Here is a 19538-nt window from a genome sequence, read left to right as displayed (position 1 = left end):
AGTCCACGACCGGTTCTCTTTCGGCAGTAATCGACAAGCGAGTGGAGCCCGTGGCTCGTCCATGGCCGCTCCTCACTGGGCTGTGTTCATTCTCACACTCGTAGTCGTCGTCTCAGCTGCGGCTTTTCTCGACACCGCGCCGCCTCTATCTCGCGCCGACAGCGAGTTACCAGCATCTACAGAGACCGACCCGACCCAACTCGAATCCTGTACGTCGATCTCGGAGCCGGGTCACTACGTTCTCGCAAGCGACATCGAATCTCCTGCTGAAACGTGTATTCGAATCACAGCAGACGACGTGACGTTCGATGGAAAGGGCCACACCATCGACGGCGGGACGTTCAGGGAGAACACGACTGGAATCGGGGTGACGGGAACGAACGTCACGATTCAGAACGTCGCGCTCGTCAGGTGGACGTTCGGCGTCCGATACGACGACGCGCCCGACGGCGTCGTTCGAAACGTGATGACACGGCGAACCGTGGATGGTGTGACGCTCACGTCGTCGCCGCGTGCGAGGATCGAACGAGTGACGACCGTGAACGGGTTCACGGGCATCTCGTTCATCGGGTCGGACGCCGGAACCGTGACCGACGGCGAGGCTCGCGACCTGCTCTCGTCGGGGATACTGGTCGCCGATGCTCGGGGCGTGGTAATCACCGATGCCACGATCACACGAGCCGAAACCGGCATCGCGCTCCTCGGCAGTCGGCAGGGGCGGGTCGAGGACGTGGTCGTCCGCTCGACGCGGACGGCGGCGGTCTTGCTCACCGATTCCCGTCGCAACGCCATCGTGAACGCGACGCTCTCGAATCCGAACTCGCCAGCGGAACTACGGCTCTCGAACGCCACCGGGAACCGAATCGTCGGAACGAATGGACGGTGGACGCTTCGCTCGCTGGGCGGTTCACGAAAGAACAGTGTGGCGAACGCGACTAGCCGCTCAACGCCTGGTTGATGACGGACGTGTACGACGACTCGCCGATGTTGAACGCGACCTGGTTGAGAACCTCGCCGTCGTGGTTCTCCCGGAAATCCTGCGAGAACTGCTCCGACAGTTGTTGACCGTAGTCGTTGTTCACGAACAGCGTCGAGACGGACTGCGCGCCAATTCGTTCGGCGGCGACCTGCGCCATCACGCCACCTTGGAGGATGTCGCTCGGGGCCGTCCGGAAGACGAAGTCGTTGTCTTGCAAGTTCGTGACGGTGATCGCCGTACTGGACGGCGAACAGCCGACGACCTCGTTCGGGATGTACGCCTCGGTCGAGACGGGGATGTTGTTCCCCGAGGACGCCGGGCCCGAGATGGCAGGGAAACCTGCGTTGATGAGCGCGTTCGCGCCGCTGAGCGCCGGTTGCCGCTCGGTCTGGGTATCTTCGACCTGCGATTCGACCTGGAGGTCGATATCCGCATCGTTCACCTGCTGAATCGGCAGTCTAGATGCCTGGATCATCGGTCCCCCGACGGAGCCGAGGTCACCGGTCTCCGGGAGTAGGATACCGACTCTGATGGTTCGACCCATGCCACCGGGTGCGTTGTTCGCACTCGGGCCGCCCGCCTGTCCGGTCTCGAATTGTCGCGTGTTCACTGTTCTGACACCCTCGTCCGTCTGCGGTGCGAACTTCCACACGTCGTAGGCCGCCGACGCTGGGTCGCCGTTTTCGTCGAAGTCGGTCGTACTCGACGCTCCTTGATAGTTGATGTCGTCACCGTTCGCGGCGGCCTCGACCGCCTCAACGAAGTTCTGTGGGCCGAACTCCTCTCCTCCTGGATTCGCGATACGGCGCATCTGCTCTTTGATGGCTGGCCCACTGTTCTCGCCAGCGGCGGCGTTCGCTAAGATCAGGATGGCGACGGCGTCGTACGACTGCGAGGTGAAGACGCCCGGTGGCTGATTGTACTGGTCTCTGAACAGTTGATTGAACGCCTCCTGGTTCGGCCCGGCCGCGGTCGGGGCCGTCCCGGTGACGTTCTGCATGTTGTTGCCGACCTGTTGTGGAAGGGCGGGGTCGAGTAATCCGTCCGGAACGAGGATGTCGAGATCCCGATTCATCGCGTAGAAGTCACGGAACAACTGGATACCACTCTGTGGGTATCCGATGACCGTGAGCATGTCCGGCCCTCCATTCTGCTGGAGATTCCCCATCAGCCCGACAGTTGTCGCTGCTCCCATTCCCCGAAGGTAGTCACGGCGGTCGATTTTTGGACTCATATCCGTGGGAACCGTCGCCGTTCTGGGGTAAAAGTCTATTTTAAACTATCATTATGGATGTAAGTCGATTCATCGCCGTACTATCGATACAACAGGTGACCGAACAGTTGTGGTTTCTGAAGTGTCGGTTTTTACAGAGTCACATCAACCATTGTAAGCATTACGGCTTGCGCAACACGGAATTCTGTACCGGTATCGTCGGCATTCCATCAGCGATCCTATCATCAGCACAAACCCGTTCTACCTCGGATGTGACGGTGGCCTACTCGTTCCTCTCGTCGGGCAGAAATAACAAAACGTGGGGTGTCGCTCTTACTTCGAACCAGTCGCTTTCTTGATGACCGAAGTGTACGACGATTCGCCCTTGTTGAACGAGACCTTCTGCATGACTTCACCGCTATGCTCGTCCTTGAAGGTGCTAGCGAACTTATCAGACAGCTGCTGTCCGTAGCTGTTGTTCACGAAGAGGGTGGATGCCGTCTTCCCTTCGAGTCGCTTGGCTGCGACCTGGGCCATCACTTGCCCCTGGAGCAGGTCGCTGGGTGCCGTCCGGAAGACGAAGTCGTTGTCTTTCAGGTTCGTGACCGTGAGCGCCGTACTGGACGGCGAACAGCCGACGACACTCTGTTTGGTGTACACCTGCTTGCTCACGGGGATGTTGTTCCCGGACGAAGCTGGCCCACTGACGGCGGGGTAGCCCGCGTTGACGAGTGCGTTTGCACCGGACAGCGACGCCTGCTTCGAGGTCTTCGTGTCCTCCACCTGCGCCTTGACGCTCACGGAGATACCCGCGTCGTTCACCTGTTTGACGGGGAGCCTGGATGCCTGGATCATCGGTTTCCCGACGGAACCGAGGTCACCGGTCTCCGGGAGCAGGATACCGACCTTGATGGTACGGTCTTTCCCACCGGGCGAACTGTCGGCCATGTCGCCACCCGCACTTCCATCGAAGTCGATGGTGTCGACGGTCTTGTACCCTGCATCTTTACTCGTGTCGAACTTCCACACGTCGTAGGCTGCGGACGCGGGGTCACCCTTCTCGTTGAAGTCCACGACGCTCGATGCGCCCTGGTAGTTGATGTCCTCACCGCGAGCGGCGGCTTTGACTGCATCGACGAAGTTCTCCGGGCCGTACTTCTGTCCGCCGGGGTTGGCGACACGGCGCATCTGGTCGCGAATCTTCGTTCCGTCGTTCGCACCTGCAGCCGCGTTGGCGAGGATGAGGATCGCGACGGAATCGTATGAGTGAGACGTGAACACACCGGGTGCTTTGCCGTACTCGTCTTTGAACATCTGCGTGAACGCCTTCTTGTTCGGGCCGGACGCAGCGGGGGCCGTCCCGGTGACGTTCTTCATGTCGTTACCGACTTCCTTCGGCAGGTCGCCGTCGAGCAAACCGTCGGGTACGATGATCTCGTGGCTCGCGTCGCTGTTCTTGTAGTAGTCACGGAAGAGCTGGATACCGCTCTCGGGGTAGCCGATGACGTTGATAACGTCCGGGCCGCCACTTCCGTCGCCGTTTCCATTTCCGCCGCCGCCACCGCCGATACAGCCAGCGAGACCGGCGATTCCGGTCGCACCGAGTCCTTTCAGCATGTCGCGTCGGTCGATATCATATCCCATGGACAGGGATGGGTATCGACCGAGTGACTATAAATCTACCCTTCGAGGGGCTTGGTATTCGGGTGTTTTAACCCTATTTCCAGAACGTGTAAGTTATCTAACTAATATTCCCGACAGTCGACACAAACGAGTTGACCGTTGACGTTCTCCAGACTTCGAGTGAGCGTTCCGCAGACTTCACAGATACTCTGTCCCGAATATTCGGCGTCACCGCCGTTCGTTTCCAGGGTTCCCTCCAGTTCCGTCTCATCGAGTTCGCGTTCTCGGCTGGGGACGATGCTCGATGGTGATGCGGAGGCAGAGATGACGTCACGCTCGGTCAGCATCCCTGCCAGTTCGCCGTCGCGAGTGATGACGATTCGCCGGATGTCTTGACGAGCCATCGTCCCCGCCGCATCGGCGAGACTGCGGTCGGCGTTCATCGAGACGACAGGGCTGGTCATCACCTCTGAAACGGGGGTGTCCGACGGATCTCCCTCGGCTGCAACGAGGTCTAACACGTCGGATTCGGTCATGATACCGACGGGGTCGCTCCCACGAAGGACGACCACGCTTCCAACCCCCTCAGATCGCATGAGTTGCACGGCTCCGAGCACAGTGTCAGATTCGCTGACCCCCACGTACTCCCTGGTCATCATATCTCGGACCGTAACTTCTGCATCCATATGTGACCGTTTGACACAACCCGCCTAAAAAGTATCCCCGGCAGGTTTATTCTTGTCTCCCGCTAATGTAGCTAGTCGGCTACTGGAACTCTATCCTGCTCCCAGTCGCCCGACAGGTCTCCAGTGCGTGTTTCGCGGCCATCCCTGCTTCCTGCGGAACGATGTCACGGCCAACGCCGACTTTCAACTCGACTTCCACCGTCTCCTCGACGTGCAGGATGGCATCTTCGTAGGCCGCCTCGTCCAACTCAGGACATACGGCGATGACGTTGTCACCACCGACGAAGAACGAGAGCGACTCGTGGGCCTCGCGCATGTACTTCATCAGTTCGGCGTACCCCTGTTCGATGTGGATGAACGAGTCGAAGGCGTTCACCTCGTCGGTGTAGTTGCCGGTCATATCGTTCACGTCGAAGTGAGCTATCTGTACGTCGTCTTCCGTCCGGAACTCCTCGTCGATGGCTCGCCCACGGAGGATCGCTCGGCGTGAGTGGTCCTGGGCGCTCCCCGCTTCCTGCAACTGCTCGGTCGCGTCCGCGAGCGCCTGCACGGGACTCTTTCCGGTGGCGACACTCAAACTGACCGTCACCGGATAGCGGTTTCCGATCGATTCCTGGACGAGTGCGTGGTCGTCGATCGAGAGGCCGTTCGTGACCGCGACCATGTTGTCGAACCGAGTGAAGAAGACGTAGCCTTCGCGGTTGCCGATGAGCTGCGAGAGGTCGGCATAGAGCCGCGATTGGAGCGTCTGGAGGTCTACTTCTCGGCGCGGTTCCGGCGTCACGGTCCACGGACCGTAATTGTCGATCTGGATCAACGTGATCTGGGCGTTCGTCACTGTTGGCCGAGCGTTCGACGTGCTCTCGTATAAGTCACCCTAATCGTGAATCGCATCTCAGATATGAGAACCCTCAGTTTTCGGGGATGTGCCGATTCGACGACCGGACGATGGAGTGCTTTCGAGCAATTGAAGCGACTCCCCGAGAGTGACCCGACAATGACCATCCCGTCGTTCGTCATCGGAATCGCCGGAGGAACCGGTGCAGGGAAGACGACGGTCGCCCGCGAAGTGACCGAACCCGTAAGCGACTCCGTCACCCGCATCCCGATGGACAACTACTACGAAGACCTCTCGCACCTCGATTTCGAGGAGCGCACTGAGGTCAACTACGACCACCCATCGGCGTTCGAGTGGGAACTCCTCCGCGACCATCTGGATTCGCTTCTCACGGGGCAGCCGATCGAGATGCCCCAGTACGACTTCTCCATCCACAACCGAAAAGAGGACTCCGTCTCTATCGAGCCGACTGACGTCGTCGTCCTCGAAGGAATCTTCGCTCTCTACGACTCCGAGGTCAACGAGATGCTCGACTTGCAGGTGTACGTCGAGACGGACGCCGACGTTCGAATCCTGCGGCGTATCGAACGCGACGTCGTCAATCGCGGTCGAGACCTCGAAGGCGTCATCGATCAGTATCTCTCGACGGTGAAACCGATGCACGAGCAGTTCGTCGAACCGACGAAGAAACACGCCGACCTCATCATTCCCGAAGGAGCAAATCGGGTCGCGGTCGATCTCTTGGAGGAGAAGGTTCGTGCCGAGATTCGAGCCCACTCGACGCGGGATGTAGACGAGGAACTACGACTCACGTCCGACGAGCAACGTGATCCACCCACCCCGACACCGGGCGGTGGCACGGATCGATGGCGCTCGACCGAAAATCCGGAGTGATCAGGCGCGTTTCTTTTCGGGATTATCGCCGACAGGGTGGTAGTCCCAGAAGTCACCCGAGCGCATCGCCGCACCGACTGCCCGGTGGAATTCGAGTATCGACTCGAACTCCGTGGGTTCGACGTATTCGAAGATATCGTCCACACTGACGACTTTCTGGTGGTTGATCCGAACCGGTTCGTCGCCGTGTTCGGCCACGAATTCGTCGCGCGAGAGCGGGAAGTCTTCCTCTTCGTCCAGTTTCTTGGCGAGGACGGCGAGACCGTACTTCCGTCCACCTTCGCTTCCTTCTTCGCCATCGGGATCGTGAGGCCAGTCCATGCCCGCACGTCGGTTCGGGGGGACGAAAAGGATTACCTTCCACGGACGTGACTCGTCGGTAGTCGAGCCGTCAGCCGAGACTGATGTCACATCCCATTCGTGTTTCTTCGACAGAGACACCCAGTTGAGTGTTAATTTTGAACAGATTGAATTTCGAACGGGCGTACTACGGTAATTCTTCGGTGGTCTTGCAGTTTAATCAGCGTATAATTAACTCCATGGGCCAGCGACCCCGGACATGATGCTGCACGTGCGGGGGCAGTAGAGATGTCGGGAACTTCCTCTACAGCGTCTGGTGGTTTCGTTCAAGGGATACTCATCGGTGGCGGTGTCGTCTTCTTCGTCGCGGGCATGATCGTCCTCGGTGGGATACCGAGCGACATCATCAGCCCATCCTCGGGCGGTGCCGACAACGGGACGAACACGGTCGGGACGACGACGGGATCGATACAGACCAGCACCTCGGCGACACAGATCTCGAAACAGAAGCAGACCTCGAAGAAAGCGACGACGAAGTCGACTCGAACCCAGACGACACAGCCATCACAGACGACTCAACCAGCACAGACGACGAAAACCACTACGAGCACGAGGACGACCACGACCACCGCGCGCTCGCAGGAGACGGTGCTATATCGCGTCAACGTCGGTGGGCCGCGCCTGTCATCGTCAGATGGCGGTCCCGCCTGGACGCGGGACACCGAAAACAGCCCATCGCGGTTCGGAAACGCACGGATGAGCGGGAGTCGCACGAACAACACCGACGAGCCCATAACCCTGACGCCGGCGGTGCCTCCGGAGACGCCCCGTAAGGTGTTCCGGTCGTGGCGCTGGGACGCCGACTACGAAACGCCGAGCGACGATCCAGAGATGCACTGGCAGTTCCCGGTCGAGTCCGGAACGTACGAGGTTCGCCTCTACTTCGCCGAAACGTACCTCACCGAGTCGGGTCCGAACAGCAACCGAGAGAAAGGACCGCGGATCTTCGACGCGCAAGTCGAAGGGGAGACGGTGCTGAACGACTACAATATATACGACGAACTCGGCCACGACAGGGGAACCATGAAGTCGTACACCGTCACCGTCCGTGACGGCGAACTCGACGTGACATTCCTTCACGAACAGGAGGACCCGCAATTGCAGGGCATCGAGATCGTTCTCGTCGAAGGCGGTGAACAGAACGACCGCAGCAACGAGGCGGTGCCGGGCAAGGACAAGGGCAAGAAGAAAGGAGAAGACAAGCGCGACGATAAGTGGGAAGACGACCGAGACGATTCGCGTCAGGGTGACGACATCCTGCTCGCGTCGAGAAGCGGCAAAGTTGGGATTTGAGCATCCAGAGGACGCACTCGCTTACTCGCTAGCGCTCGTTCTGCGAGATGTGGCTTGACGTTCTCTCTTTCGGCCTCGTCGAACTCCAGCAGACAGATATCGACTTCTGGGCCGGAACGGTCTTTAGCGGTTTCAGCGATTCAGATACTGCCGATGAGCGAGACGAACACAGATAGTGAAACTGGAAAACTCGTCGTGGGAACGTTCCTGACACTCGATGGCGTGATGCAGGCACCTGGTGGTCCGGAGGAGGATCGTGACGGTGGCTTCGAACATGGAGGGTGGTCGGTCAACTACTGGGACGAGCAGATGGGCGAGATCATGGAGGACCAGTTCGCCGAGACCGATGCACTGTTGCTCGGGCGGGAGACGTACGAGATTTTCGCTGCACACTGGCCCAACGTCGACAGCGACGACCCCATGGCGGCGAAACTGAACAGCATGCCGAAGTACGTCGCCTCCCGAACGCTCGACGGTCTCGAGTGGAACAACTCGTCGCTCCTCACGGGAGATATCACGGCGGCCGTGGAGAATCTCAAGACGGATCGAGGTGATACGGTCTTGGTGCAGGGAAGTCAGAATCTGACCCAGTCACTGCTCGCCCACGACCTCGTGGACGAGTTCTGGCTCTGGATATTCCCATTGGTGGTGGGGGACGGGAAACAACTGTTCGGGGAGGGGAAGGTTCCTGCGGCCCTCGACCTCATCACGGTGGAGACATCGAGTACGGGAGTGCAGATGCTTCGATACGAGCGGTCGGGAGAGATCGATCTCGGCTCGTTCGCACTGGACGACGTGACGGAGTGATCCTCCGTTCGCGTCGAGAACGGTGGGAATGGGATTTGAACCCATGAGGCTTGACGCCACCTGCTTTCAAGGCAGGCGCAATAGGCCGCTCTGCCATCCCACCTCGCGCCTGTCTACTCGATACCGGGTCTAAGAACTGTCGGTCTGGGTCCGCCGACATGTCCGTCGGAATAGATTGGCTCTCCGAAATATTATTGTAGAGCATTGAATCATAACTATTTAATGCGCCCAGTGCATTCTCCGTCGTACGATGCCTTCGCTGGATTTCGAGCCACTCACGTACGCAGAGTTACCACCGAACCGGAGACCATCGCTCGGACTGGCCTTACTGCCAGTTATCGCAACGATCGTCTTCCTCGGAATCGGTTCGGCCTGGCTGAAGATGGATCCCCACATCCCGCTTCTGTGGGCGATCGCGTTCACGGGGCTGGTCGGCTACTACGGACTCGGCCTCTCATGGGACGACCTGTACGACGGGATGGCCAACAGCTTACTGATGGGGTTGCAGGCAGTTCTCATCCTGTTCACCATCTACGCTCTCATCGCAACGTGGATCAGCTCCGGTACGATTCCGGGACTGATGTACTACGGCCTGAAACTGCTCTCCCCGACCGTCTTCCTCCCCGTGACCGCGACGTTGGCGGGACTCGTCGCGTTTTCTATCGGGTCGTCGTGGACGACCGTCGGTACGCTCGGCGTCGCGTTTATCGGAATCGGCTCCGGTCTCGGCGTCCCCGCACCGATGACCGCCGGTGCGGTTCTCTCGGGTGCCTACGCCGGAGATAAGCAGTCACCGCTCTCCGACACGACGAACCTCGCCGCAGCGGTGACGAACACCGACCTCTACGACCACATCCGCGGGATGCGTGCGGGAACGCTTCTCGCGTTCGGCCTCGCCGTCGTCGGTTACGCAGTTCTCGGTCTCCAGGCGACCGGGTCGATTCCAGCGGGGCGTATCGGTAACATCCAGACCGCACTGGTGAGCACGTACAACCTCTCTCTGCTGGTGTTCCTCCCGCTGGTCGTCACGTTCGGACTCGCGCTCTGGGGGTATCCCGCTCTCCCATCGCTGATCGCTGGCATCTTCTCCGGCGTCGGGACGACCCTCCTCGTCCAGGGGCAGTCGTTCACCGCTGCCTGGCAGGTGTTTCTGAGCGGGACGAGTCCGAAGACGGGGATGAAGTTGGTCACGGATCTTCTCCAGAGCAGCGGCGTCGAAGGCTCCGCGTGGACGGTCAGCATCGTCGTCGCGGCGCTCGCTCTCGGCGGACTGCTGGAGACGACCGGCGTCCTCGCAGTGCTCGCACACCATCTCTCGAAGAAGGTCACCAACGCTGGCGGACTGGTCGCCGGAACCGGTGCATCTGCCATGCTCACGAACGTGCTCACCGCTCAGCAGTACATGAGTATCGTCGTCCCCGGCATGACACTCCGGAATCTCTACGAAGAACACGGCCTCAAGAACAGAGATCTCTCACGCGCTGTCGAAGCCGCCGGGACGCCGACGGGCGCGCTCATCCCGTGGCACGCAGGAGCCGTCTACATGGCTGCCGCTCTCGGCGTTCCGACCCTTCAGTACGCGCCGTACTACTTCTTCGGTATGCTCTCGCCGCTCGTTCTCTTCGCTATCGCGGCGACGGGGTGGCAACTCGATACGGAATCGACGACGAAACAGTCTGTCTCGCCTGCAGACTAACGAACTACCTTAGCGAACCAGTTCGCGTTCACCATCCCGTTCTTCGACGTGCAGACCGAGCTCGTGGAGATACGTCGTCGTGTTGACCGGCACGATACGCCCCGCAGTGGTTCGTGCGTGCAGGAGCGTGACCAGCGAACGAAGGTCGTCGCCAGTTTCGACGCTCGTCATCGCAGGCAGGAAATCGACGTCGTAGCCTGCGTCGGTCGCTCGCTGTGTCACCGTTTCGATCTCCGGTGGGGTGTAGATGGACTCGAAGTCAAGTGTGTCGGTCAAGCCGACGAAGTACACCCGACCGTCACCAGCAGGCCCGACGACGACCTCGCTCCGACGGAGTTTCATCGCCGCGCTGTCGAGTTCCGTCCGTGTCAACATCGGAGCCGTCCCATCGACGATGGCGACGGAAGCGACCCCTTCCTGTTCGAGAAGATGCGTCGCCGTGTTTCCGGCGCGGGCGGCGAACGTCGACCCGACCTGTACCTCGAAGCGGACTTCGTCGAGGTCGTCAAGCGCCTCGTCTGCCAGCGTCCGGAGTTCGGCTTCCGAACTCTCGTCATCCCCGAACTCATCCGGAATGTCGTCGTCAGAGCGGTAGTTGACGAGCAACTCTCCGCCGCTGTTCGCGGCAGCGACGAACGTGTCTTTCAACATCTCGGCGTACAGCTTCGTCACTTCGGCTTCGGAGAGCGGTGACGTTGCCGCGAGTTCCGGGAGAACGAACCCCTCGCGTGGCGGGTCAGCCAGCACGGCGATGGTGGTCATACCTGTCGGTCAGGGTGGAAGCGCCTTGAAAGCCACCATTTTATGCCACCGCTCTCCCTCGATTCGGACATGCACTGGACGAAACCGCTCGCACTGCTCGGTGTCGCCGTCCTCGTGGGACTGGCGCTCGGTGGACTCGCACTCCTCGTGACGACGACGCTCTCGGAGATGGCGGCCATCGTCACGATGGCACTCGTCGCAGTCTTCGTCGCAGGACTCGCGCTCGTCGGCGCAAAATCGAAACAGTGGCGTGCGAATCCCTACTGGTGAACCGGGCTTCGAACGATAATCACTCTCTTCTTATCGACCCTGTCGCCCCTTCGTCTGTCGGTAATCGTTCCCCATCAGGTCGAGGAAATGCTGGACGAACGCCTCGGTTTGTTCACCCGTCTGGTTCGCCGGGTGTACCATCGGAACGAGTTCGAACCCTCGCCCTCGAATCGTCGTCGCGTGGTCGGTCTCGATGTCGAACTCGCCTGCCGGTGTCGTCGTGTACTCTTCGGCGACCTCCGCGAGCGCGCGTTGCCCCACAGGCACGAGGATCTCGGGATTTATCATCCGGATCTCGGCGTTCAGATACGGCTCGCAGGTCGTTATCTCCTCGTCGCGCGGCGGGCGTTCGGGGTGGCGACACCGGGTCAGATAGGTGAGAAAGACGTTGTCGAGGTCGGGTTCGGCGGCGTCGGAAGCGGAATCGCTCAATCCGAGTTGCCCGAGGACGTCCTGTAGTCGCGCTCCTGCTGCGTCGTTCGTGAACGGGACGCCGGTCTGCTCCGCTCCTTCGCTCGGCATCTCGCCGACGAAGAGGAAATCCGCACCGACGTCGCCGTAGCCGTGAACGACCTGTTCTCGCGGCTCACACAGGCGACAGTTCGTACACGTCTCGTCCATACTGAACGGATTCGAGAGCTCGTCCTGATTCGCATCCATACCGTTCGGTTGTCACGCGATACTAAAAGGAGCTACTCATCGGTGAGGGCGAGAAACGGCTCCACCCATCGTGCTGGCTCGCGGAGCGAAACCTGCTGTGTCGTCTTATCGTGCTCGACCAGTCCGGCGTCGGCCAGTTTCGGCAGGTGCAACTGATACAGTGCCGTGGAGTAGCGGCGTTGGAGGTTCGGTTTCGGTTCGCTGTCTCCCCGTCGGGCGACGACGGTTGCCAATTCGTCCACGTCTACCGGTTGTGGCGTTCGAAGCAGATGCCGAAGTGCATCTCGCCGTAACCGCACCCGAAGTGAGTCGAACAGGACGTCGAGCGAGGGGCAATCGCAGGTTCGCTCCTGGAGCGAACGGAGGTACCATTCGACCCCGTCGTCGATGAGTTCGAGAGCTTCGTCCGCGAGCACTCGAAGTGTCGCAACCGTCGGGGCGTCGTGGGAATGCGTTTCGAGGTAGAAGTATCCGACCGCGTCGGCGTCTTCGAGTTGGGTCGAGACGGCGTCGTAGAACTGCACCAACTGGGTGAGTGAGATATGCTCGGACAGCTTCGTGACCGAGTCGAAGAGCAATATCGTCTCGCCTGTCGAATCCTCTAACGCCGACGTGATAGCGTCTTGAATGGCCGGGATGTCGACCGGATTCTGGACGGTTCGAACGACGTTTCGAACGCTGTCCGTCTGTCCCGATGCGCTCGCTACCGAGCGCATCGTCTGGCAGACATCGACGATTCGAACGAACTCCGGAACAGATCCGATCTGCGAGCGCCACGTTCGGAGAAACGAGTCTGCCGATTGGTCGTACGTGACTACGACGACGGAATCCGCTTCCGTGAGGGGAAGGTGAGCGAGGGCAGCCGCACGTACTTCGGCGTGGAGGGATTGGACGGTGAGGAGGAAGCTACTCCCCGGTTCGGTGGAGAGGGTTCGACTGCTCATGGTCGTCGACCGACCTCCTCACTACTGCCGATCGAAGTTGTGTGAGTCGTGGTGATGCAATTCAGGGATTTCATACTCTCATCTTTGGCGTTTTTCGTCGTTAGTGTCGGGTCGTTCGCGGAGGAAGATGTGGCCGTTGGCGTGAGCGAACACTTCGAGACCAGCGACGGTGAACTGGATGTAGCCGCCGATACGTCGTTTACCACCGTGTGTGTCGGTAAATAGTAGGTCGAGCGAGTCCGGGTCGACCACATCTGTCAACGGAATCGGCGTCACCGTCGGATCGACGTTTTGGATGACGGCGATCGCAGAGATGAGTGTTTCACTCAGTGGGCGAGTGCTCGTCGCGTCGTGATAGACGTGATAGCCGGTCTGGTTTGCGACGGGAGTCGGCGTTGGTTCGCCCCCGTCACATTCTGTGTTCACTCCACTCATCTACGAATTGTAACTACTACATAGCTGTGAAACGTAATAAAAGTGCGTCCAGAATACGTTTTATATTCCAGATGTATTACTATTTATCGAGGGTCGATAATCGACCGTTACCGGTATCAAACGGACTCCTTTCCCGATGTAGGCCAAACGGACGCTACGAGTAGGCTCCGTTGAAGCGTTTTCAGTCGGCTCATAGCGAAGTAGTTCACCCACGTTGCGGTTTTCGTACCGATGACTGACGACACCTTCCAATCGTACCTCGCAGAGAACCCACGAATGATCGGCGTCCTCTTCACGGCGATACTGTTGCTCGCGCAAGCAGGCACCGCTGCGGCAGGCGTCGGAACGCTAGCTGTGTACGGGCCGTAGAACGGGACGAGTCAGAGCGGACTTTCGTCCCACACCAGTTCACCGTCTTTTCGCACGGGAGATTGATGCCAGAAGAGATATTGTCGAAGTTCCTCCTCAGACAGTCGGAATCGCCGGAGCGCCCCCGGTACGAGGAAATGTTGGTCGTTGGATTCGACGAGTGGGTAGGCCATCGTCCCGATCTTCCCTTCGCGGGACGGATAGGTGAGTGGAATCGCGTCGAACGAATCGTCACGGGTGTGGATATCACAGAGCGTCGGGACGCCGTCTTTGACCTGTACGACGTCCGCGCTTCCGTCACCGATGACGAGATAGTGTCCTCCGACGATGCTCTCCGTGCGTGCGAGGTCGAGTGCAGCCCCGAGTGGGAAGCCGAGATTCAACAGGCGAGCCATCGTGTACCCGATGCGCGCCGCGCCGTCGTTCACCACGTCGCTGAACGTGACGACTCCGCCGATGGCTCCTGCGTCGATGAGCGCCAGTCCTTGCTCGTAGGACTGGCACGCATTGAGCAGGAAGGTCGGGGTTCCCACGTTCGTCACCGTCGTCGCGTCGAGCGAGCCGTCGTGACACCGGAATCCGGCTTCGTCGATGTGGCCGACGTAGTGGAGGAAATCCTGTTCGGATTCGAGGACTGAGTGTAGCTCTGCCATCGAGAGGTCATAGCGAATCGTCACGTCGAACGAAAGTTCCGCACGACCGTACACGTCACTGACGCCCTCGTCTGCCGCCATCTCCGATTCGTTGCAGACGACGGTGATGTCGATAGAGCCAGTCTTCGGTTCGCGTTCGAGTTTGCTCCGGAACGCTTGCGGGATGGCCTTGGTCGCACGAAGCGGCAGGTCGTCCGCAAACCACGCCTGCTCTATCGAATCGCCGGGTTCCAGACGGACGAACGTCGGGTCGTCTCCCGACGTTCCGCGAACGGAACGGAAGAACGAATCCAGTACCGACGAGTGAACGTCGTTCGCCGAGACGGTGGTTCCACGTGGCGTCCGCACGATACCGAGGTCGTTTACGACGAACGGAAGGACGGCGACGTGTTCCGCCGTCGGGTCGACGTGGGCGGTGAGCGGCCACTGGGGGAGATGTGGTGCGATTCGGTCGAACGGAATCGAGAGATACGCCGGAAGCTGTTCAGCGATGGGTCGGTCGTACAGGGCCGCGAAATCCAGGTTCAGGTCGGCCTGCTCGCGTTCGTAGAGGTCGACCTGATAGTAGCCTTCCGTTCGAGTGAGACAGTCGAGGAAGAACGTCTGTTTGAGAACTCGTTCGACCTCCCGTTCGAAGTTCTCGCTCGAAAGGGGATGTTCGAACCCGTCGGCGACGAGGCTCGCCTCGTCGCCGGGAACCATCTCTGCTCCGAGATAGAATGCAAGTGGTGCCGCGACGTATGCCGCCCGAAGGGTCGGCGGCAGTTCGAGACGAACACTGGTCTTCGGGGGCTCCAGTTCGGCAGGGACGTGGAGCCGCTCACCCAACTCCACAGTCGGCGGATGCCCGCGGAGCGTCGGATACGACCGTTCACACGTCGTGGTCTTCAGAGCCGACGAGAGCGCCGACAGCGCGGTCAGCACGTCCGCTGGGTCGTCGGTGGTCGTCACCGTCTCCGCCGGATGATGGTGATAGGAACGCGCACCGACGAGAAGCTCCGGGGGGTCGAACTGGAAGCTGACCTGTTCTGCGTTCGCCTGTACCGACAGCGCGCCATCCACTCGGAGGTACACCTTGACCGGCGCGTTCAGTTCGATGTCGTACACGCCCGGTGGGAGTTCCTCGTCCGTGTTGGGACTCACCTCGAACAGCAACTCCCCCTTCGCTCCACGGACGAAGGTATCGACCCGGTGGTCGAGGGTCAGTTCGTCCGTCGAAACGCGAACCGCGCGGTCGACCGGGAAGTAGAACTGCGCTTCGTCCGCCGGTCGAAGGGCGACCGGTTCGGGCGTATCGAGCGTGTATCGGCGTCGCTCGATCGGATCGACGATCTCGACGCCGGACGTGGGGTGGGATTCGAACGAGAGCACGGGAACCACGACGCTCAGGCGAAGCCTTGTCGTTTGTTACCACGTTTTATTCGATGCCGAATGATAAAAATCTATCGCGGAATCACTCGTCCGGCGCAGTCGGATGGTAATCGGTGTCGTACGCACCGGGTCGGTCGTCCAGGCGGTCGGGGTTGATGCGCCCACCGAGAAGCATGAAGTCGACGAGCGTCAGCGCGAGCATGGCTTCGACGACGGGGACGCCGCGTGGCGGAAGCACGGGGTCGTGTCGCCCGATGACCTGCACTTCCTTTTCCTCGCCCGTCTCCCAGTCCACCGTCGTCTGGGTTTTGGGAATCGAGGTCGGGGCGTGGAGCGTGACCTCGCCGTAGATCGGTTCGCCCGTAGTGATACCACCCTGGAGGCCGCCGTGGCGGTTCGAAATCGGCGTCGGGTCGCCGCGTTCTCTCGGTTCGTCACCGCTCGTTTCCGACTCGTTGTCGAACTCCCACTCGTCGTTTCGATCCGACCCCGACCACTGGCGCGCTTCCTTCCCGAGTCCGAACTCGAACGCGGTGGTCGCCGGAACCGCCATCATGGCCTGCCCGAGACGGGCCTCGACGGAGTCGAACCGGGGCGCTCCCAGTCCCCGCGGGATGCCGTGGACTTCGAAGTAGATCGAGCCACCGATGGAATCACCCTCTCGCTGGTACTCGTCGATCAGCTCAAGCATCTTCTCTGCTGCGTCGGGGTCGGCACAGCGAACGTCGTTTTCCTCGCTGTTTTCGACCATCTCCTCGAAACTCACGTCGTCTGCTCGGACGTCGCCGATCTGGTTCACGTGGGCTTTCAGCTCGATTCCCTCCGCCGCGAGGATCTTCTTGGCGATGGCTCCGGCGGCGACCCAGTTCACCGTCTCGCGCGCGGACGAGCGCCCGCCGCCACCCCAGTTTCGCGTGCCGAACTTCGCCGAGTACGTGAAATCGCCGTGGCTCGGTCGCGGTGCCGTGATGAAGGGTTCGTACTTGCCCGAGCGAGCGTCCTTGTTCTGGATGACCATCCCGATCGGCGTCCCGGTCGTGTAGCCGTCCTGTATCCCGCTGTTGATGGCGACCGAATCGGGTTCGTCCCGACTCGTGGTGATCATCGACTGGCCGGGTTTCCGTCGGTCTAGGTCGCGCTGTACGTCCTCTTCCGTGAGTTCCATGCCTGCCGGGCAGCCACTGACGGTGACGCCCATCGCTTCACCGTGGCTCTCGCCGTAGGTCGTCACCTGAAAGAGGCGTCCGAACCGGTTTCCGTTCATTACTCGTCTTTGTGTGTGCAGACCATTTAGGTGTTGTAGGAGGCGGAACCATTCGCCGGCCATCGCCGGACACAAATTTATACCCCGGCCTTGAATGTCGACGTAATGAATCGGCGTCGCTTCGCCGTCCTACTCGGTTCCATGGGGGTTTCAGGGTGTCTCGACCGTCTCCCACTCGATCACGGGAAGACGCCCGCGAAACCGGTGAGCGTACGGGTTCGCAACTACTTCGAAGAAGAACGCACCGTCTCCATCGTGGTCGAGGGGACGAACGCGGACGCTCGCTTCGAAGACGAGTTTTTCCTCTGGCCAGGACGTGTCGTCACCGAAAAGAACGTCCTCGAAGCAGGAACGTATCACGTCGACGTCGAGGTGGACAACGATATGTGGCGGTCTGCGGAGTGGCGGATGATGGGCTGTTCGACGAACACGATACTGGTCGATATCGGGCAGGATGGTATCGGCATCACCGCTACCTGTCGGGAGACGTCCGAGAGTTCGACACCGTAACGTCCTCCCCACGAACGACCGTCGCTTTCTCTACTGCGAACGGGACGAGTATCGCCACGTCTCCGAATTCTACCGACCGACGATACCGAACCCTATCGCTGAATCTCCGCCCCGAGGTCGTAGAGCACCTCGAAGAAGTCCGGGAACGAGACGTCGACGTGCTCGGCGTCGGCGATCATCGTCGTCCCGTCGGCGGCGAGTCCGGCGACGGCGAGCGCCATCACGATTCGATGGTCACCGTGACCGTTCACGACCGAACCCTGGAGGTCGGAGTCGTCACCGCGAATGGTGAGCGAGTCCTCTCCCTCCTCGACTTCCGCACCGAGATTCGAGAGTTCCTTCGCCATCACCGCCACGCGGTCGGTCTCCTTGTACCGGACGTGCTCGCAGTTGACGATGCGTGTCTCGTCACCCGCGACCGCGCCGAGCGTGGCGATGGTCGGAAGGAGGTCGGGCGTGTCGCCGACGTCCACTTCTACACCGGAGAGCGACGAGTTCCGAACCGTGAGGACGCCGTCGTTCCGATTCCATTCGACGTCCGCGCCCATCCTGTCGAGCACCTCGACGATGAACGAGTCGCCCTGCGCGCTGGGGTACGCACCCTCGATCAGGACGCTCTCGCCGTCTTTCGCGGCGATAGCCCCGGCAGCGAGGAGATAGGAGATGGACGAGAAATCGCCGGGGACGTGGTACTCACCGTCGGCCGGTTCGTAAAACTGCCCGCCTTCGACGTGACAGCTTCGACCATCGCGCTCGGCCTCGACGCCGAACTCGTCCAGCAGTTCGATGGTGATATCGACGTAGGGTGCCGATTTGAGTTCCGTTTCGAGTTCGATATCGACGCCATCGTCGGTGAGTGCGCCCGCCATCAACAACGAGGAGATGTATTGCGAGGAGACGTCACCCGGAATCGACACCGTGCCGCCAGCGACGGGGCCTTTCAAGACGAGTGGCGCTTTGCCGTTTCCGCGGGTGCTCTCGGCCCGTCCGCCGAGTTGTTCGATGGCGTCGAGCATCGGCCCCTGCGGGCGCGAGCGAAGCGAACTATCGCCGGTCAGGACGGTGATACCGTCCACGAGTGCCGCCGTCCCCGAGACGAGTCGCATGGTCGTCCCGCTGTTCGCACAGTCGATGATGTCTGCCGGAGTCCTGGGTTCGCCGTCGAAACCGTCTATCTCGATGGCTTCGCCGTCTTCGATAACGTCGCCGTCGAAGGCGTCGACGGCCTGCATCGTGGCCTTGGTGTCGCCGCTGATGAGTGGGTCGTACACGAGCGCGCCGCCGGAGTACCCGGCGGCGAGGATCGCCCGGTGGGTATAGCTCTTCGACGGCGGTGCCCGCGCCGTCCCCGAGAGCGTCGAATGAGTGATCTCTACGTCCATGTGCGGAGGGTCGTCACGGAGAAGTAATAGAATACCGCCTACCGGACGATAGTGACGGGAACACTCGCCCGTCCGGCGATCTCCTTCGCCGTACTTCCGAACAATCCTTCGTATCGTTCCGAGGTTCCGCGATGCCCGACGAAGATGGCCTCGAGGTCGTTGTCCTCGGCGTACTCCGTGATCTGCTCGACCGGTTCGCCGTACAGCAACCCGGTTTCGATGGTCATCCCGTCCTGCTTGGCGAGTGCGCTCGCTTCGTCCAGTAGCTCCTGCCCACGTGTTTCAGCGTCCTCGATGTTCGATAGCAGGAGTTCGCGCTCTGCCTCCGCGATGCTCGCGGGGGGCGTATTACCCCCGGTGAAGAACTGCTCCGGAACGACGACGTGGATTGCCGTCACCTCCGCGCCCGTGTCGTCCGCCAGGCTGAGGGCATACTGGAGAGCCTCCGTGCTCGCGGGAGAGCCGTCGATGGCGACTAAGTATCGTTTCATAGCGCATTTAGATACGTCGTGTAGCAGGATGTGGATTT

Annotated in this window: 21 protein-coding genes and 1 tRNA gene; 8 read left to right on the top strand and 14 right to left on the bottom strand. The window is 60.6% G+C overall.

Translation table 11 applies throughout. The features are described from left to right. Positions 1 to 61: 61 nt before the first annotated feature. Positions 62 to 958, top strand: a complete 897-nt coding sequence (locus ACR3FE_RS02415; protein WP_458205140.1) for a NosD domain-containing protein — start codon at positions 62 to 64, stop codon at positions 956 to 958. On the opposite strand, the gene ACR3FE_RS02410 is transcribed toward ACR3FE_RS02415, so the two are convergent. The 4 genes from ACR3FE_RS02410 to ACR3FE_RS02395 all read right to left on the bottom strand — a co-directional run bounded on the left by ACR3FE_RS02410 (position 936) and on the right by ACR3FE_RS02395 (position 5339). Further along, positions 936 to 2213 (bottom strand): ABC transporter substrate-binding protein, encoded by a 1278-nt coding sequence (locus ACR3FE_RS02410; protein WP_458205138.1) that lies wholly within the window; start codon positions 2211 to 2213, stop codon positions 936 to 938. The genes ACR3FE_RS02415 and ACR3FE_RS02410 overlap by 23 nt on opposite strands. A 312-nt stretch (positions 2214 to 2525) precedes the next feature. After that, positions 2526 to 3836: an ABC transporter substrate-binding protein gene (locus tag ACR3FE_RS02405; protein ID WP_458205137.1), complete on the bottom strand. Its 1311-nt coding sequence runs from the start codon at positions 3834 to 3836 to the stop codon at positions 2526 to 2528. 101 nt (positions 3837 to 3937) lie between these two features. Beyond that, complete coding sequence (locus ACR3FE_RS02400) at positions 3938 to 4501, bottom strand: CBS domain-containing protein (protein WP_458205136.1); 564 nt, start codon at positions 4499 to 4501, stop codon at positions 3938 to 3940. 79 nt (positions 4502 to 4580) lie between these two features. After that, positions 4581 to 5339, bottom strand: coding sequence for a GTP cyclohydrolase III (locus tag ACR3FE_RS02395; protein ID WP_458205135.1), 759 nt, complete (start codon positions 5337 to 5339; stop codon positions 4581 to 4583). 159 nt (positions 5340 to 5498) lie between these two features. On the opposite strand from ACR3FE_RS02395, the gene udk reads away from it, so the two are divergent. Beyond that, a complete protein-coding gene (gene udk / locus ACR3FE_RS02390) occupies positions 5499 to 6233 on the top strand; it encodes a uridine kinase (RefSeq protein ID WP_458205997.1) in 735 nt (244 codons plus the stop codon). On the opposite strand, the gene ACR3FE_RS02385 is transcribed toward udk, so the two are convergent. Next, positions 6234 to 6554 carry a DUF5785 family protein gene (locus ACR3FE_RS02385; protein ID WP_458205134.1) on the bottom strand — a complete coding sequence of 107 codons (321 nt, stop codon included), beginning with the start codon at positions 6552 to 6554 and terminating at the stop codon, positions 6234 to 6236. It lies immediately after the preceding gene. A gap of 267 nt (positions 6555 to 6821) precedes the next feature. Here ACR3FE_RS02385 and ACR3FE_RS02380 point away from each other — a divergent pair, with 267 nt between their 5' ends. Both ACR3FE_RS02380 and ACR3FE_RS02375 read left to right on the top strand, forming a co-directional pair. Then, complete coding sequence (locus tag ACR3FE_RS02380; protein WP_458205132.1) at positions 6822 to 7886, top strand: malectin domain-containing carbohydrate-binding protein; 1065 nt, start codon at positions 6822 to 6824, stop codon at positions 7884 to 7886. A 153-nt stretch (positions 7887 to 8039) separates the two neighbouring features. Next, entirely contained in the window at positions 8040 to 8693 is a 654-nt protein-coding gene (locus ACR3FE_RS02375; RefSeq protein WP_458205130.1) for a dihydrofolate reductase family protein, read from the top strand. A 20-nt stretch (positions 8694 to 8713) separates the two neighbouring features. On the opposite strand, the gene ACR3FE_RS02370 is transcribed toward ACR3FE_RS02375, so the two are convergent. Further along, positions 8714 to 8796, bottom strand: a tRNA-Ser gene (locus tag ACR3FE_RS02370). 147 nt (positions 8797 to 8943) lie between these two features. Between ACR3FE_RS02370 and arcD the strand changes: the two genes are divergently transcribed. Further along, positions 8944 to 10389 carry an arginine/ornithine antiporter ArcD gene (gene arcD, locus ACR3FE_RS02365; protein WP_458205128.1) on the top strand — a complete coding sequence of 482 codons (1446 nt, stop codon included), beginning with the start codon at positions 8944 to 8946 and terminating at the stop codon, positions 10387 to 10389. Positions 10390 to 10398: 9 nt separating this feature from the next. Here arcD and ACR3FE_RS02360 read toward each other — a convergent pair whose 3' ends face one another. Continuing rightward, a complete protein-coding gene (locus ACR3FE_RS02360) occupies positions 10399 to 11151 on the bottom strand; it encodes a DUF2064 domain-containing protein (protein WP_458205127.1) in 753 nt (250 codons plus the stop codon). A gap of 69 nt (positions 11152 to 11220) precedes the next feature. Here ACR3FE_RS02360 and ACR3FE_RS02355 point away from each other — a divergent pair, with 69 nt between their 5' ends. Continuing rightward, on the top strand, positions 11221 to 11421 hold the full coding sequence (locus ACR3FE_RS02355) for a hypothetical protein (RefSeq protein WP_458205125.1): 201 nt from the start codon (positions 11221 to 11223) through the stop codon (positions 11419 to 11421). Between the two features lie 30 nt (positions 11422 to 11451). Here the strand turns inward: ACR3FE_RS02355 and ACR3FE_RS02350 are convergent, their stop codons facing one another. The 3 genes from ACR3FE_RS02350 to ACR3FE_RS02340 form a co-directional block, all read right to left on the bottom strand. Further along, positions 11452 to 12081, bottom strand: a complete 630-nt coding sequence (locus ACR3FE_RS02350; RefSeq protein WP_458205124.1) for a uracil-DNA glycosylase — start codon at positions 12079 to 12081, stop codon at positions 11452 to 11454. Between the two features lie 32 nt (positions 12082 to 12113). Next, the gene (locus ACR3FE_RS02345; protein WP_458205122.1) at positions 12114 to 13025 is read right to left on the bottom strand and encodes a DUF7504 family protein; all 912 of its coding nucleotides are present in this window, start codon (positions 13023 to 13025) and stop codon (positions 12114 to 12116) included. Between the two features lie 78 nt (positions 13026 to 13103). Continuing rightward, complete coding sequence (locus ACR3FE_RS02340; protein WP_458205121.1) at positions 13104 to 13460, bottom strand: HalOD1 output domain-containing protein; 357 nt, start codon at positions 13458 to 13460, stop codon at positions 13104 to 13106. Between the two features lie 231 nt (positions 13461 to 13691). Here ACR3FE_RS02340 and ACR3FE_RS02335 point away from each other — a divergent pair, with 231 nt between their 5' ends. Further along, positions 13692 to 13829 carry a DUF7503 family protein gene (locus ACR3FE_RS02335; RefSeq protein ID WP_458205119.1) on the top strand — a complete coding sequence of 46 codons (138 nt, stop codon included), beginning with the start codon at positions 13692 to 13694 and terminating at the stop codon, positions 13827 to 13829. An 11-nt stretch (positions 13830 to 13840) separates the two neighbouring features. Here ACR3FE_RS02335 and ACR3FE_RS02330 read toward each other — a convergent pair whose 3' ends face one another. Further along, positions 13841 to 15853: a hypothetical protein gene (locus ACR3FE_RS02330; protein ID WP_458205117.1), complete on the bottom strand. Its 2013-nt coding sequence runs from the start codon at positions 15851 to 15853 to the stop codon at positions 13841 to 13843. Between the two features lie 82 nt (positions 15854 to 15935). Continuing rightward, complete coding sequence (gene aroC, locus ACR3FE_RS02325; RefSeq protein ID WP_458205115.1) at positions 15936 to 17117, bottom strand: chorismate synthase; 1182 nt, start codon at positions 17115 to 17117, stop codon at positions 15936 to 15938. 105 nt (positions 17118 to 17222) lie between these two features. Between aroC and ACR3FE_RS02320 the strand changes: the two genes are divergently transcribed. After that, positions 17223 to 17627, top strand: a complete 405-nt coding sequence (locus tag ACR3FE_RS02320; RefSeq protein WP_458205113.1) for an Ig-like domain-containing protein — start codon at positions 17223 to 17225, stop codon at positions 17625 to 17627. 92 nt (positions 17628 to 17719) lie between these two features. On the opposite strand, the gene aroA is transcribed toward ACR3FE_RS02320, so the two are convergent. Continuing rightward, the gene (gene aroA, locus ACR3FE_RS02315) at positions 17720 to 19009 is read right to left on the bottom strand and encodes a 3-phosphoshikimate 1-carboxyvinyltransferase (RefSeq protein WP_458205112.1); all 1290 of its coding nucleotides are present in this window, start codon (positions 19007 to 19009) and stop codon (positions 17720 to 17722) included. Positions 19010 to 19047: 38 nt separating this feature from the next. After that, positions 19048 to 19500, bottom strand: coding sequence for a universal stress protein (locus ACR3FE_RS02310; protein WP_458205110.1), 453 nt, complete (start codon positions 19498 to 19500; stop codon positions 19048 to 19050). Positions 19501 to 19538: the final 38 nt, after the last annotated feature.

The organism is Haladaptatus rarus (genome assembly GCF_054177585.1).
This window is presented reverse-complemented; position numbering and strand designations above follow the sequence as displayed.

Bases quoted from the DNA above. Each gene is read 5' to 3' on its own strand.
- ACR3FE_RS02400 (WP_458205136.1), bottom strand. From the start codon at position 4,501: ATGGATGCAGAAGTTACGGTCCGAGATATGATGACCAGGGAGTACGTG.
- ACR3FE_RS02405 (WP_458205137.1), bottom strand. From the start codon at position 3,836: ATGGGATATGATATCGACCGACGCGACATGCTGAAAGGACTCGGTGCG.
- ACR3FE_RS02320 (WP_458205113.1), top strand. From the start codon at position 17,223: ATGAATCGGCGTCGCTTCGCCGTCCTACTCGGTTCCATGGGGGTTTCA.
- ACR3FE_RS02360 (WP_458205127.1), bottom strand. From the start codon at position 11,151: ATGACCACCATCGCCGTGCTGGCTGACCCGCCACGCGAGGGGTTCGTT.
- arcD (WP_458205128.1), top strand. From the start codon at position 8,944: ATGCCTTCGCTGGATTTCGAGCCACTCACGTACGCAGAGTTACCACCG.
- ACR3FE_RS02345 (WP_458205122.1), bottom strand. From the start codon at position 13,025: ATGAGCAGTCGAACCCTCTCCACCGAACCGGGGAGTAGCTTCCTCCTC.
- ACR3FE_RS02380 (WP_458205132.1), top strand. From the start codon at position 6,822: ATGTCGGGAACTTCCTCTACAGCGTCTGGTGGTTTCGTTCAAGGGATA.
- ACR3FE_RS02340 (WP_458205121.1), bottom strand. From the start codon at position 13,460: ATGAGTGGAGTGAACACAGAATGTGACGGGGGCGAACCAACGCCGACT.
- ACR3FE_RS02415 (WP_458205140.1), top strand. From the start codon at position 62: ATGGCCGCTCCTCACTGGGCTGTGTTCATTCTCACACTCGTAGTCGTC.
- ACR3FE_RS02355 (WP_458205125.1), top strand. From the start codon at position 11,221: ATGCACTGGACGAAACCGCTCGCACTGCTCGGTGTCGCCGTCCTCGTG.
- ACR3FE_RS02385 (WP_458205134.1), bottom strand. From the start codon at position 6,554: ATGGACTGGCCTCACGATCCCGATGGCGAAGAAGGAAGCGAAGGTGGA.
- udk (WP_458205997.1), top strand. From the start codon at position 5,499: ATGACCATCCCGTCGTTCGTCATCGGAATCGCCGGAGGAACCGGTGCA.
- ACR3FE_RS02410 (WP_458205138.1), bottom strand. From the start codon at position 2,213: ATGAGTCCAAAAATCGACCGCCGTGACTACCTTCGGGGAATGGGAGCA.
- ACR3FE_RS02350 (WP_458205124.1), bottom strand. From the start codon at position 12,081: ATGGATGCGAATCAGGACGAGCTCTCGAATCCGTTCAGTATGGACGAG.
- aroC (WP_458205115.1), bottom strand. From the start codon at position 17,117: ATGAACGGAAACCGGTTCGGACGCCTCTTTCAGGTGACGACCTACGGC.
- ACR3FE_RS02310 (WP_458205110.1), bottom strand. From the start codon at position 19,500: ATGAAACGATACTTAGTCGCCATCGACGGCTCTCCCGCGAGCACGGAG.
- ACR3FE_RS02335 (WP_458205119.1), top strand. From the start codon at position 13,692: ATGACTGACGACACCTTCCAATCGTACCTCGCAGAGAACCCACGAATG.
- ACR3FE_RS02375 (WP_458205130.1), top strand. From the start codon at position 8,040: ATGAGCGAGACGAACACAGATAGTGAAACTGGAAAACTCGTCGTGGGA.
- aroA (WP_458205112.1), bottom strand. From the start codon at position 19,009: ATGGACGTAGAGATCACTCATTCGACGCTCTCGGGGACGGCGCGGGCA.